This is a genomic window from Gordonia humi, assembly GCF_014197435.1.
Lineage (GTDB): Bacteria > Actinomycetota > Actinomycetes > Mycobacteriales > Mycobacteriaceae > Gordonia > Gordonia humi.
Window position 1 is genome coordinate 4,147,965 of sequence record NZ_JACIFP010000001.1, and the last position, 13,633, is coordinate 4,161,597.

Consider the following 13,633-nt stretch of genomic DNA (forward strand, 5'->3'; position numbering starts at 1 on the left):
AACCATCGTAGGTGCGCCGGTTCAACAGCCGTCGACGACTCCTCCTATGCAGCGGAAACCGAGGTGCGACGTCGACGACTCCACCTCCTCGAACTGGCGGGCGGCCGGACGGTAGCGACGACAGTAGTCAGGTGAGCACAGATGCGAGCCGCCCTTGATGACCTTCGAAACCGGGCCCGCGCCGCCGGGCGAACAACACGACGTGACCCGCCCGGCCACAGCGGCGTCGTGCGACGGCGTGGCGACTGACCTCGTCCATTCCCACACGTTGCCGATCATGTCGTACAGGCCCCACGGGTTCGGCGGATACGCGCCCACCGGGCTGGTCCGCCGATAACCGTCGGAATCGGTGTCCTCCCACGGGAAGTGCCCGTGCCAGGTGTTCGCCAGACGGACTCCGCCGGGCTCGAGGACGCCGCCCCACGCGTAGTGCGAGGCGCCGCCCGCCCGCGCTGCGTGCTCCCACTGCTCCTCCGACGGAAGTGCGCCGTCCACCCACTCGGCGTACGCCGTCGCATCGTGAAAACTCACGTGGACGACCGGATGATCGGGTTCGGCCGAGGTTCCGGGACCGCCGGGGCTCCGCCACGAGGCGTCCGGCACATACGACCACCACCGCCGGACGTCGTCCAGCGGCACGGGCGCGGGCGGCGGGGAGAACACCAGCGAGCCCGGCACGAGGAGATCCGGGTCGGCTCCCGGGTATCGGCCGGGATCCGGCTGTCGTTCGGCGGTCGTCACATAGCCCGTGTAGTCGACGAAACGAGCGAACTCGGCGACTGTGACCGGGCCGACGTCCATCCAGAACCCCTCGACCCGACGACGGTGCGCCGGTCGCTCCTCCGGATAGTCGTGGTCGGAGCCGATCTGCGCGTCGCCCGCCGGGATCTCGATGCGTTCGCCGGTCACCACATCACTGCACCGGCAGGCGTCGTGCGGGTGGCCGCCATCCGCTCGGACAGCTTGAGCTCCATGGTCGCGACCTGTCCCGGGTCGAATCCCGGTGCGGCGGGATCGGCGAGGTTGCGCCGCTCGTCGGGATCGGATCGCAGATCGTACAGTTCCCGCTGTGCCCGCGCCTTGCCCGCGGGGTCGAAGTAGACGGCGTACTTCCAGCGCGTGTCGCGGATCGCGCGAATGTGGTTGGGCTCGCGCACCACCTTCTGTCCGTCGGCCGCGGCCGCGTTCACGTCGTCGAAGGTGAACATCACGCTGTCCTGTACGGACGCGCTCGGTGACGACGGGTGTGCGACGGCGTCGGCGATCACCGGGGTCAGATCCGCACCGCGGAACCCGTACGATCCCCGGTTCGGAACCTCGGCCAGCGCCGCCATGGTCGGCACGAGGTCGACCAGCGAGGCCAGCGCACCGGTACGCGCGGGTGCCGGAAACATCGTGGGGTTGCTGACGATGAGCGGCACGCGGAGCGTCTCCTCGTAGGCGTTGAACGCCTTCTGACGCAGTCCGCCGTGCGACATGCCCATCTCCCCGTGATCGGAGATCCGGAAGACGACGGTGTCCCGTCGAAGCCGCTCGTCGGCGTCGATCGCGTCGAGTATCCGACCGAGGTGCGCGTCGACGATCTTGTGCAGGTACGCGTAGAAGTTCACGTAGTTGCGGGCGTCGTGCTCGGTGGGCAGCGGGCCTAGTCCGCCCGCGAGCAGCAGCTTGAGCTGCACCTGTGCCGACGGCTTGTGGTTGGCGCGCAGATTCTCCTTGTACGTGCCGGGCAGGTCGATGCCCTGTGAGAACGCCGTGGGCGCCACCGAGCCGTAGTTGTCGCAGTCGCCCACCTTCTCGTCCCAGGTCTTCGGGAACGAGAGGATGTCGTGCGGGTTGGCCAGGGACACGATGAGGGCGAACGGACCTCCGCCGGGCGCCTGGTTCGTCAAGAAGTCCAGGGCCTGGGCGATCACCGAGCTGTCGTGGTCGGCGCAGCCTCCACCGAAGTTGTCGACGGCGGTGTCGCCGCCGAAGTCGGGCGACCGCCAACCGTCGAATCCGTAGCGTTCGATGTCCGCGGGGGCCGGGCCGCCGCCGTCGGCCCCCTTGCTCATGTGCCACTTGCCGCGATAGTGGACCCGGTAGCCCGCGGTCTTGAGAATGGTCGCCATGTTGCCCAGGTCGGTCGGGAGGGTCTTCTCCGCGGCCGAGACCGATCCGCCTTCGGTGAGAGTGCTGGTGACCCCGTGTTCGGCGGGGAACTTACCGGTGAAGAAGGTGCTGCGGCTCGGTGAGCACATCGCCGTCGCGCAGAACGCGTTCTCGAAGTTCAGCCCGTGCTTGAGAAGCCGCTGCCGGTTGGGCAGATTGCGTTCGGCCCACCCCGCGGGCCAATGCATGGGTGTGCGCTCCTGGTCGGTGATGAACAGGACGAGGTTCGGCCTGTCCGGCATGCGGCCGACCGACGGTGCTCCCGCGGCCGGCGCCGCGGTTCGCACACCCGCGCCGACGGTTGCGGCGCCGACCGCGAGAGCTCCGACACCGGTCATGAACTGTCTGCGGGAGGCCGTGCCGCCCGGGTCCGACGCGGGTGGAGTCAGCGATGACATCGGTCGGCCTTCCAGCAGAGTGCAGCGACGCCTCCCAACTAACCGCACCTTGATCGGACACACGTCGCGAATGGCACAGTCGTGCACAGATCGTCGGCCGGACCGATCTCATCGGCAGTACGCCGACTATCCACGTCCCGGTTCGGCGCCCGTGGGACGCAAGGAGATCAGGGCGCGCCCGCCCGATCCCCCGCGCCGCTCCGCGGTCCGGTCCGCTGGCACGGAATCGACGATCGAGATCCCGAACGGTGCGACGCGCCACCGTCGGCGCTCCCCGTTAGAATCGGGGCGTGACTACTCAAGGTGCCGCCGCTATCGGAATCGCCACCGTGTGGGCGAACGACTCGGAGACGATCGTTCTCGACACGTGGTACCCGACCCCCCGACTCGATCAACTCCCGGGTGAAACCGGTTCGACCGAACTGACCGGTGACGACGTCCCGGCCGATCTGCGCCCGCTCGTCGGTGTCGACGAGGCCCGAGGCGTCAAGACGATCGCGGTCAAGACCGTGATCGCCGACCTCTCGGTCGCCCCGGTCGACGCGCACGACGTCTACCTTCGCCTGCACCTGCTCTCCCACCGTCTCGTGGCGCCTCACGGACTGAACCTGGACGGTCAGTTCGGACTCCTGGCGAACGTGGTGTGGACCAATTTCGGCCCGTGCGCGGTCGACGGCTTCGAGCAGACGCGAGTTCGGCTGCGCGCTCGCGGCCACGTGACGGTGACCTCGATCGACAAGTTCCCGCGCATGGTCGACTACGTGATGCCGTCCGGTGTGCGCATCGGAGACGCCGACCGCGTCCGCCTCGGCGCTCACCTGTCGCCGGGAACCACCGTGATGCACGAAGGCTTCGTGAACTTCAACGCGGGCACGCTCGGGACCTCGATGGTCGAGGGGCGCATCTCTGCGGGTGTCGTCGTCGGCGACGGCTCCGACATCGGTGGCGGCGCGTCGACGATGGGCACCCTCTCGGGCGGCGGCAAGGAGATCATCTCGATCGGCGAACGCTGCCTGCTCGGCGCCAACGCCGGTTGCGGCATCCCGCTCGGCGACGACTGCGTGATCGAAGCCGGCCTCTACGTCACGGCGGGGACCAAGGTGACCGGCCCGGACGGCTCGGTCGTCAAGGCCCGCGATCTCGCCGGCCGCTCCAACCTCCTGTTCCGCCGCAACAGCGTCACCGGCGCCATCGAGGTGACCGCCAAGGAGGGCGACGGCATCGAGCTCAATGAGGCGTTGCACGCGCACAACTGAGCACGCTCTTCGGATGACCCCGACGTCGAACGACGTCGGGGTCGTTCGTTGTCGGAACGCCTTCGTGATCTGGGGTTCTCGATACACGGGCCTCGACAGCGATCAGCGCCCCCGTGTACGGCGGACGCCGGGAAACGCTCTGTCGGAGCGCGCTACGCGCCCAGGCGCGCGACGGCGGCGCCGATGCGCTCGTCGGTGGCGGTCAAGGCGATGCGGACGTGCTTCGCACCGGAGGGTCCGTAGAAGTCTCCGGGGGCGACGAGGATTCCTCGCTCGGCGAACCAGTCCAGCGACGCGCGGGAGTCGTCTCCGCGCGTCGTCCACAGGTACAGGCCCGCCTCCGAGCGGTCGACGGTGAATCCGGCGGCCTCGACAGCGGCCTTCAGCCGATCGCGGCGGGCACGGTAGCGCTCACGCTGGGCGTCGACGTGACCGTCGTCGTTCAGTGCGGCGACGGTGGCGCCCTGGATCGGGAACGGCACGATCATGCCCGCATGTTTGCGGACGGCGAGGAGTTCGGCGATCAGCGCCCTGTCTCCGGCCAGAAAGCCCGCGCGGTACGACGCCAGGTTCGACACCTTCGAGAGCGAGTGCACGGCGATCAGACCGGTGTGGTCGCCCCCGCACACGTCCGGGTGCAGCACCGAATGCGCCGGGCCCTCCCAGGTGAGTCCGAGGTAGCACTCGTCGGAGACTACGACGGAGCCGTGCTCGCGCGCCCACTCGACCACACCGCGCAGGTGATCGACCGACAGGACCGCACCGGTCGGGTTCGACGGGCTGTTCACGAAGATCACCGCGGGCACGGTGTCGCCGTAGTCGGCGACCGCGTCCGCGCGGCGAGGCGCCGCACCGGCCAGCAGCGCGCCGACCTCGTAAGTCGGGTACGCGACCTCGGGGATCACCACGGTGTCGCCCGCGGGCACACCCAGTTGCGCGGGCAGACCCGCGATGGCCTCCTTGGTACCGATCACCGGCAGAATCGACGACTCGTCGAGCCCGGTGATCGAGAACCGGCGCTCCAGGGCGCCGACGGCGGCCGCACGCAACGCCGCGGTGCCGACAGTCGCCGGATATCCGGGGAACTCCGACGACGCGGCGAGCGCTTCCCGGATCACCGCATCGACCGGGTCGACGGGCGTTCCGACGGACAGATCGACGATCCCGTCGGGATGCGATCCGGCGAGCTTCTTGGCGCCCGAGATCGTGTCCCAGGGGAAGTCCGGAAGTCCGGCGCTGACCGGGTTGAGGCGGCTCACTGGCAGATCAGTCCTCTTCGCCCATCGGAGGAAGCGTCTTGATGAAGTCCGGGTCGAACTCGGTCTTGCCGACCTTGCTGGCGCCACCCGGCGATCCGAGGTCGACGAAGAAGTCGACGTTCGCGCTCACGTAGGGCTCCCATTCGTCGGGGACGTCGTCCTCGTAGAAGATGGCCTCCACCGGGCAGACCGGCTCGCACGCACCGCAGTCGACGCACTCGTCGGGCTGGATGTACAGCATCCGGCCGCCCTCGTAGATGCAGTCCACGGGGCACTCCTCGACGCACGCCCGGTCCAGGACGTCGACGCACGGCTCCGCGATGATGTAGGTCACGTCGGATCTCCTTCTTGTTCCACTGGCGACGACGCAAGGGCTGATCGCACCGTCTTCGCATGTCGCGGCCGCTGCGCGGCCGCACCGATACAGACTATCGGGACCTGCCGTCCGGTCCCGAATCAGTACCCGCTGACCTGGGCGGATTTTTGCTCACACGCAGAGGATCCGTCACCGCACCCCGCCGAAGCACCGCGTCATTCGATGACGAGAAGCGGACCGCGGGCCGCGACGGGGCGCTCCACCCGACCGTATTCGGTGGTCCGTTGGCGCGGGGTGCGCCCGATCCCCTCGACGATCTCGTGCAGTTCCTCGACGGTCTTCTCCGAGCCGTGACTGCTGCCGGCCATCCGCGAGATCGTCTCCTCCATCAGGGTGCCGCCGAGGTCGTTGGCTCCGCCGCGCAGCATGGCGCGGGTGCCGTCCACCCCGAGCTTGACCCAACTCGTCTGGATGTTGTCGATCCGGCCGTGCAGCATGATCCGAGCCAGTGCGTGTGCGGCCCGGTTGTCCCGCTGTGTCGGGCCGGGACGCGATGCACCCGCCAGGTACAGCGGCGACGACTGGTGCACGAACGGCAGCAGGACGAACTCGGTGAATCCGCCGGTGCGGTCCTGGATGCCACGCAACACGTTCAGGTGGCCCACCCAGTGCCGCGGCGAGTCGACGTGGCCGTACATCATGGTCGAACTCGACGGCAGCCCGACCTCGTGCGCGGTGGTGACGACGTCGATCCACGCCGACGCGGGCAGTTTGCCCTTGGTGAGGATCCACCGGACCTCGTCGTCGAGGATCTCGGCGGCCGTCCCCGGAATCGACCCCAGACCGGCGGCCTTCAACGCGGTGAGCCAGTCGCGGACCGATTCGCCGCCACGCGAGGCGCCGTTGACGATCTCCATCGGGCTGAACGCGTGCACATGCATCGACGGCACCCGGTCCATGATCGCGCGGACCAGGTCGGCGTACCCGGTCACCGGGAGCTCGGGGTCGATGCCGCCCTGCATGCAGATCTCCGTCGCCCCCGCCAGATGTGCCTCCCATGCGCGGTCGGCCACCTCGCTCGTCGACAGCGTGAACGCGTCGGCGTCGCCCTTGCGCTGGGCGAACGCACAGAACCGGCATCCGGTGTAGCAGATGTTGGTGAAGTTGATGTTGCGGTTGACGATGTAGGTCACATCGTCGCCGACCACGTCCCTGCGGATCGAGTCGGCCAGCGCCGCAAGCGCGTCCAGTCCCGGGCCGTCGGCGGTGGCCAACGCCAGGTACTCGTCGTCGGAGAGGCCCGCCGGATCGTTCTCCGCATGCCGCAGCGCCGAGGCGAGATCGGATTCGAGTCGTTCGGGAGCACCGTCGGCCGCCAACTCGAGGACCTGCTCGCGGATGGTGTCCCAGTCGCCGAACGCATTGTCGATGTCGCTGCGCGTGTCGGTGTTGCGTCCGTCGGTGTCGATCTCGGTGTTCAAGTCCACGCGACCCGACGAGGCCCACTCCTCGTCCGGCTCCTGCCACGGCAGACCCTCGGGCCGCACATCGCTCGCCAGCCCGGTGTCCGGGTCGGTGAGCGCCGCCACGTGCGCGCTGATCCGCGGATCGATCCACGGCGAGCCGGCGAGCACGTACTTGGGCTGCGCCGCGGAGCGCTCGGTGAGCGTGAAGCCGCTGGCCGCGGTGATCTCGGCGAGCGTGTCCAGATTCGGCCACGGTCGCTCGGGGTTCACGTGGTCGGGAGTCAGCGGCGAGACGCCGCCCCAGTCGTCGACGCCCGCGGCGATCAACGCGCCGCACTCGTCCGCCGAGACGAGGTTCGGCGGCGCCTGGATGCGCATCCCTGGGCCCATCACGATACGGGCGACGGCGACCGCCGCCAGGAACTCCGACATCTCGGCGTCGGGCACCGATCCCATCGCCGTATCGGGCTTGGCCCGGAAGTTCTGGACGATGACCTCTTGGATGTGGCCGAACGCCTTCTGCGCCTTACGGATCGCGAAGATCGACTCGGCTCGCTCCTGACGATTCTCGCCGATGCCGACGAGGATGCCGGTGGTGAAGGGCACCGACAGGCGACCGGCGTCGGTCAGCACGCGCAGACGCACCTCCGGGTCCTTGTCGGGGCTGCCGTAATGACACTCCCCCTTGTCGGTGAACAGCCGACGCGCGGTGGTCTCGAGCATCATGCCCATGCTCGGAGCGACCGGCTTGAGCCGGTTGATCTCCTCCCAGCTCATCACGCCGGGGTTCAGATGCGGAAGCAGTCCGGTCTCCTCGAGGACCCGGATCGCGGCGGCCCGCACATAGTCGAGCGTCGAATCGTAGCCGCGTTCGTCGAGCCACCGGGCGGCGTCCGGCCAGCGGTCCTCGGGCCGGTCGCCGAGGGTGAACAGCGCCTCTTTGCAGCCGAGGGCGGCGCCGTTGCGGGCGATCGCGACGACCTCGTCGAGCTCGAGGAACATGCTGTGCCCCTCACTGCGGAGCTTGCCGGGCACTGTCACGAAGGTGCAGTAGTGGCAGCGGTCGCGACACAGGCGGGTGAGCGGGATGAACACCTTGCGCGAGTAGGTCACCGTGTGCGGTCGGCCCTGCTCCTCGAGTCCCGCGTCGCGCACGCGCGCGGCGGCCTCGCAGAGAGCGGTCAGGTCGTCGCCTCGGGCGGCCAGCAGGACCGCGGCCTCGTCGACGTTGAGCGCGGTCGCATCACCGGCGCGACGCAGTGCGCGCCGCATCGCCGACGGGGAGGGAGTCAGCGGTTGCGTTTCCGAATCAGAAGACGTCACCTCTTCGATGGTAGACACATCACATCCGGCGCGAATTCCGGGCGGGGTCAGAGGTTGTTCAAACGCGCGGCGTACGTCATGGCGGCGGGAGCGCCGAGCCCGCACACGAGCAGCAGCAGGACGCGCCAGTCGCCGATCAACGCTCCGTTCCCGTTCAGTCCGGGCACCGCCGCGACGATCACGACGGCCGTCCACGCGATGAGCGGAGCGTAGCGCCAGGTCGACTCGGTGATCGCACCGGCCAGCCGGCACAGCAGCGCGGTGCCGACCGCGGCGACGATCGCGGTGACCGGCACCGGTACCGCGCCGATGTACAGATCCAGGTAGAACACGGTCAGCAGGCCGAGGACCACGCCGCTGACGGTGAGGACCCCGATCTCGACACGGTCGGCGACACTCATCCGGAGATCCCCTCGAACAGGTCCGTCTCGAATCCGGCGGCGCGGACGTCGGTGCGAATGAAGTGCTCGACGGCCGCCACCGGCTGCGCGATGAGGTTCGACAACGCGTACTCCGTGCGACTCGGTGCGACGGTGACCTGCGTCGCGTGTGCGGCGAGTGCGTCGACCTTGCGCTCGCGCACCGCCGACACGTCGACGGCCGCGGTGATCTCGCTGTCGGGATAGCTGGGCAGCTCCCCGTCGTCGGGCATGCGCCAGCCGTCCGGGATCTCGTCGATCGCGGCGAGACCCGCCTCCAGCGACGATCGCTGGGTGACCGACTCGTACACTTTGAACCGGCGGCCGGTCTCGGCGACCGACTCGGCGATCGCCGCGGCCGACACCTCGTGGACGCGTCTGTGGTCGGGATGCCCGTATGTGCCCGCGGCGTCGTAGGTGACGATGACCTGCGGTGCGAACGAATCGATCTCGGCGCGCAGCGCGGCCACCAGATCGGCGTGCGCGGCCTGGAACAGTGCACGCGGATGCTCGGCCGACGGCGTGCCCGCCATACCGGAGTCGCGCCAACGTCCCGCGCCGCCGAGGAACCTCGGTTCGAGCGCGGGGATCCCGTCCGGTGTGAGCGCGCGCAGCGCCGCCCGCAGCTCGCCGATGCGGTAGCCGCCGAGCTGATCGGCTCCGCCGTCGGCGACCAACTGCGACCACTGCTGACCGATGACCTCGCCCTCCTCCCCGAGGGTGAACGTGACGACGCGGACGTCGACGCCGTCGGCGAGATAGCGGGCGATGACGCCGCCGGTCATGATCGACTCGTCGTCCGGGTGCGCGTGCAGGAGCAGCAGACGTCGCCGCGCGGCGCCGTCGCTCATCGCAGACCCCACTGGACGGCGTCGCCGAACACGCCGACCTGCGGTGCCCCGTCGAGCGAGACTCCCACCATGACGTCGGTGGCGGCGCCGAACACCGAATCCTGATAGATCGGCAGGTAGACGGCCTGATCGGCGAGGAGCGTCTCGGCCCGGTCGAGGTAGGGCGCGGGGTCTTCGGAGGCCATCGCCTCGGTAGCCAGGGACATCAGTTCAGGATCGCACAGGCCCGAGATGTTGCCCGTATAGGTGCTGCCGCTGTCGGCGGGCGCCCGGGTCGTGCTCGACGGACTCGACGCGGGCGGTGTGGTCGGCAGGACGCTCTCGTCGGCCGACTCGTCCTCGGCGTCGGTGTGCTCACCGGCCTCGGTGCCCTCGGTCGGCGGCTCGCATCCCACCTGGGTCGCGAGCGACGTCGCCGGGTCCCCGCCCATGCCGGTCCAGCCGACCACCAGATCGACGCGGGCGTTGAGCAGTGCCGCACCGTACAGGTCGGTGTTCGACATGCCCTGGACCACGGCGTGCACGCCGGCGGCGCGCAGCTGGTCCGCCATCGACTCGGCGGCGGACATCGCCTGTTCGTCGGCGTTCACCGCGCCGATGCGCACGACGAGGTCTTCACCGTCCTTCTGCAGCGGAGCCACCCCGTACGGCAGCCCTGGAACGTCGCCGGGCGCCGACGTGGGCGCCGATGTCGAGGGGTCCGTCGTCGACGAGACGTCGGGCGACTGCGGTCCGTCGGTGGTCTGCGGTTCGCCGGAGGAGCTCGGGGCACCGGAGGACGGCGCCGGTTCGGGACGCTCGGCAGGCGCCCCCGGACGGTAGTCCGCCGACGCGAGGAGATCGAGGATCTCCGCACGGTTCGGTCGCGCGCGGTCGACGGGCTGATATCCGTGGTTCGACGGCGCGTACACGGTGTTCGCGAACGGTGTCACGACGGTGTCCCCCGCGGCGGCGGCGCGGATGAGTCCGCCGTCGAGCATGCCGAGGACACCGCGACGCACCGCGACGTCCGACATGGTCTCCGACCTGGTGTTCACGTTGACGGTGAGTCCGCGCGGCATCGGCCGCCGGACGGTCGCGACTCCGGGAATCGCTCCGACCTCGGCGGCCGACGCCGGTCCGGCGGTCAGCGACACCATCGTCGAATCGCCGTTGCGGATGGTCTGCGCCATCTGCGGAGCGGTGCCGGCACGACGCAGCACCACCTGGTCGATCTCCGGCGGCTTGCGCCAGTACCGGTCGTTGCGGATCAGCCGCACCTCGTCGCGCGACCTGTCGATCGAATAGATCGCGAACGGGCCGCCGGTCACCGGCTTGCCCTTGTCCATCCCGGTCTGGAAGCCGGTCGGTTCGGACTTGAGGCTGTGGCTGGGCAGCAGCGCGGTGAACAGCTCGCGCCACGCCTGGAACGGCTGGTCGAAGGTCACCGTCACGACTTTGCCGCCGCTGCCGGTCTCGACCTTCTTGATCGCGCGGTAGCCCGCCGATCCCACGACGTTCGGCTGCCGTGACATCTGCTGCCACAGGTAGGCGAAGTCGTCACCGGTCATCGGCAGACCGTCCGACCACTGGGCGTCGTCGTCGATCTTGTACGTCACCTGGAACGGATCGGTCGAGGTGACCTCCGCCGACGTCAGGAGAGCCTCGTTCCGGTCCCAACGCACGCCGTCCGGCGTCTGCACCGGCAGGAACGCGCTGGGCAGAGTCAACGCGGCGACCGCGGTCGTCACCGAGCCGAGGTCCGATCCGACATGCGGATTGAACCCCGACCCGATGGAGTCGGTCGCCACGTAGACGGTGCGCTCGTCCGGGTACTCGCTCGGCGTGGTGGTCGGGACGGTCTCCCGCACCGGCGGCGGCGGGTCGGCCATGCAGGCGGTCGAGGCGACCCCGACGACCCCCGCGAGAGCGAGCGCGGCCAGACCTCGCCCGGTTCTCGAACGCAGCACCGAACCTGCCGTGCCGGTCATCCACGCACCTTCCGCTCTACGAGTTCTGGTCGCGTGCCTTGGCGCGCGAACGCTCACGTGCGCGGGTCGAGGCATCCAGATGCAGCTTACGCACGCGGACCACCTCGGGAGTCACCTCGACGCACTCGTCGGCGGCACAGAACTCCATCGCGCCTTCGAGGTCGAGGACCATCGGCTTGGCCAGTGTCTCCATGACATCGGCCGAGGACTGACGCATGTTGGTCAGCTTCTTCTCGCGGGTCACGTTGATGTCGAGATCCTCGAAGCGAGGGTTGATGCCCACCACGTGGCCCTCGTAGGTGTCGTCGCCCGGATCGACGAAGAAGGTGCCGCGATCGGCGAGCTGGATCATCGCGAACGGGGTGACGCTGCCCGCACGGTCGGAGACGAGCGAACCGGTGTGGCGCGCGCGGATCTCACCCGCCCACGGGCCGTACTCGGCGAACACCGCGTTGGCGATGCCGGTGCCGCGGGTCTCGGTCATGAAGTCGGTGCGGAAGCCGATGAGACCGCGTGACGGGATCTCGAACTCCATGCGCACCCAGCCGCTGCCGTGGTTGTTCATCTGGTCCATGCGGCCCTTGCGAGCGGCGAGCAGCTGGGTCACCGCACCCAGGTACTCCTCCGGGACGTCGATCGTCAGGTGTTCGAACGGCTCGTACGTCTTGCCGTCGACCTTGCGGGTCACGACCTGCGGTTTGCCGACGGTCAGCTCGAAGCCTTCGCGGCGCATCTGCTCGACCAGGATCGCCAGCGCCAGCTCACCGCGACCCTGCACCTCCCAGGCGTCGGGGCGGCCGATGTCCTGCACGCGCAGCGACACGTTGCCGATCAGCTCACTGTCCAGACGATCCTTGACCATGCGCGCGGTGAGCTTGTGGCCCTTGACCCGGCCGGCGAGCGGCGCGGTGTTGGTGCCGACGATCGCCGAGATGGCCGGCTCGTCGACGGTGATGCGCGGCAGCGCGACCGGGTTCTCCGAGTCGGCGAGCGTATCGCCGATCATGATCTCCGACATGCCCGCGACGGCGACGATGTCGCCGGCGACGGCGACGTCGGCCGGCGCACGGTCCACGCCGAGGGTCACCAGGAGCTCGGTGATCTTGGCGCGCTCGACGACGGGCTCGCCGTCGACCTCGCGACACCACGCGACCTGCTGTCCCTTGCGGAGCGTGCCGTTGTGGATGCGAACCAGCCCGAGCCTGCCGAGGAACGGCGACGCGTCGAGGTTGGTGACGTGCGCCTGCAGCGGCGCGTCGACGTCGCCCTTGGGCGCGGGGACGCTGTTGATGAGCACGTCGAACAGCGGGTCGAGGTTCTCGCCCGGGGGCACCTCGCCGTCGGCGGGCTGCTCGATGCTGGCGACGCCCGCGCGACCGGAGGCGAACAGCACCGGGAGCTCCAGTGCGAGTTCGGCGGCCTGCGAGGCCTCCTCGTCGTCGAGATCGGAGGCGAGGTCCAGGAGGAGGTCCTGCGACTCGGTGACGATGTCGCCGATACGGGCGTCGGGGCGGTCGGTCTTGTTCACGACCAGGATCACCGGCAGCGACGCGGCGAGCGCCTTGCGCAGCACGAAGCGCGTCTGCGGCAGCGGCCCCTCGGAGGCGTCGACGAGCAGGACCACACCGTCGACCATCGACAGCGCGCGCTCCACCTCGCCGCCGAAGTCGGCGTGACCGGGCGTGTCGATGACGTTGATGACGTACTCGGAGCCGTCCGGCTGGCGGCGGTGCACGGCGGTGTTCTTGGCGAGAATGGTGATCCCCTTCTCGCGTTCGAGGTCGCCGGAGTCCATGACGCGGTCGACGAGTTCGGCGCGTTCGCCGAACACGCCGGACTGACGCAGCATCGCGTCGACCAAGGTGGTCTTACCGTGGTCGACGTGCGCCACGATCGCGACGTTACGGAAGTTGGGGACTGCGCTCACTAAGGTCTCTTTCATCGTCACCGGATGTTGAACCCTGTAACAGTAGCGGCATGCCCGGGTCTCATGCGATCCGACGACTATGACCATGTGGTTAGCCTGAGCTAATCTTTCGGTATGGGTAAGAACGATCCCGCCCGCGTCGCGCGCATGAAGCCGAAGAAGAAGTGCTGCCGCAAGTCGACGCGCTGCCTACGGTGCCCGGTGGTGATCCATCGCATGGGCAAACTCGACTGCGACTCCATGTCGAAGAAGCAGGCGACGAAGGCGCTGAAGAAGGCTCGCGCGGCCTGAATC

11 protein-coding genes are annotated in these 13,633 nt (G+C 69.1%); 2 read left to right on the forward strand and 9 right to left on the reverse strand.

Features of this window, described 5'->3' with window-relative positions:
- Positions 1-21: 21 nt before the first annotated feature.
- On the reverse strand, positions 22-909 hold the full coding sequence (locus BKA16_RS19180; RefSeq protein ID WP_343067519.1) for a formylglycine-generating enzyme family protein: 888 nt from the start codon (positions 907-909) through the stop codon (positions 22-24).
- Positions 906-2,552: a sulfatase family protein gene (locus BKA16_RS19185; RefSeq protein ID WP_183372169.1), complete on the reverse strand. Its 1,647-nt coding sequence runs from the start codon at positions 2,550-2,552 to the stop codon at positions 906-908. The genes BKA16_RS19180 and BKA16_RS19185 overlap by 4 nt, the downstream gene beginning before the upstream one ends.
- A 290-nt stretch (positions 2,553-2,842) precedes the next feature.
- Here BKA16_RS19185 and dapD point away from each other — a divergent pair, with 290 nt between their 5' ends.
- The gene (dapD, locus tag BKA16_RS19190; protein ID WP_183372170.1) at positions 2,843-3,808 is read left to right on the forward strand and encodes a 2,3,4,5-tetrahydropyridine-2,6-dicarboxylate N-succinyltransferase; all 966 of its coding nucleotides are present in this window, start codon (positions 2,843-2,845) and stop codon (positions 3,806-3,808) included.
- A 152-nt stretch (positions 3,809-3,960) separates the two neighbouring features.
- Here dapD and dapC read toward each other — a convergent pair whose 3' ends face one another.
- The 7 genes from dapC to typA all read right to left on the reverse strand — a co-directional run bounded on the left by dapC (position 3,961) and on the right by typA (position 13,339).
- A complete protein-coding gene (dapC, locus tag BKA16_RS19195) occupies positions 3,961-5,073 on the reverse strand; it encodes a succinyldiaminopimelate transaminase (protein WP_183373189.1) in 1,113 nt (370 codons plus the stop codon).
- Between the two features lies 1 nt (position 5,074).
- Entirely contained in the window at positions 5,075-5,401 is a 327-nt protein-coding gene (fdxA, locus tag BKA16_RS19200; RefSeq protein WP_183372171.1) for a ferredoxin, read from the reverse strand.
- A 197-nt stretch (positions 5,402-5,598) separates the two neighbouring features.
- Complete coding sequence (locus BKA16_RS19205; protein WP_343067520.1) at positions 5,599-8,172, reverse strand: bifunctional FO biosynthesis protein CofGH; 2,574 nt, start codon at positions 8,170-8,172, stop codon at positions 5,599-5,601.
- Between the two features lie 47 nt (positions 8,173-8,219).
- Positions 8,220-8,573 (reverse strand): hypothetical protein, encoded by a 354-nt coding sequence (locus BKA16_RS19210; RefSeq protein ID WP_183372173.1) that lies wholly within the window; start codon positions 8,571-8,573, stop codon positions 8,220-8,222.
- Positions 8,570-9,442, reverse strand: coding sequence for an N-acetyl-1-D-myo-inositol-2-amino-2-deoxy-alpha-D-glucopyranoside deacetylase (gene mshB, locus BKA16_RS19215; RefSeq protein ID WP_183372174.1), 873 nt, complete (start codon positions 9,440-9,442; stop codon positions 8,570-8,572). Before mshB ends, BKA16_RS19210 begins: the two co-directional genes overlap by 4 nt.
- A complete protein-coding gene (locus BKA16_RS19220; RefSeq protein ID WP_183372175.1) occupies positions 9,439-11,412 on the reverse strand; it encodes an ABC transporter family substrate-binding protein in 1,974 nt (657 codons plus the stop codon). The genes mshB and BKA16_RS19220 overlap by 4 nt, the downstream gene beginning before the upstream one ends.
- Before the next feature lie 16 nt (positions 11,413-11,428).
- Entirely contained in the window at positions 11,429-13,339 is a 1,911-nt protein-coding gene (typA, locus tag BKA16_RS19225) for a translational GTPase TypA (protein WP_183372176.1), read from the reverse strand.
- A 114-nt stretch (positions 13,340-13,453) separates the two neighbouring features.
- On the opposite strand from typA, the gene BKA16_RS19230 reads away from it, so the two are divergent.
- Positions 13,454-13,630: a hypothetical protein gene (locus BKA16_RS19230; protein WP_183372177.1), complete on the forward strand. Its 177-nt coding sequence runs from the start codon at positions 13,454-13,456 to the stop codon at positions 13,628-13,630.
- Positions 13,631-13,633 lie beyond the last annotated feature (3 nt).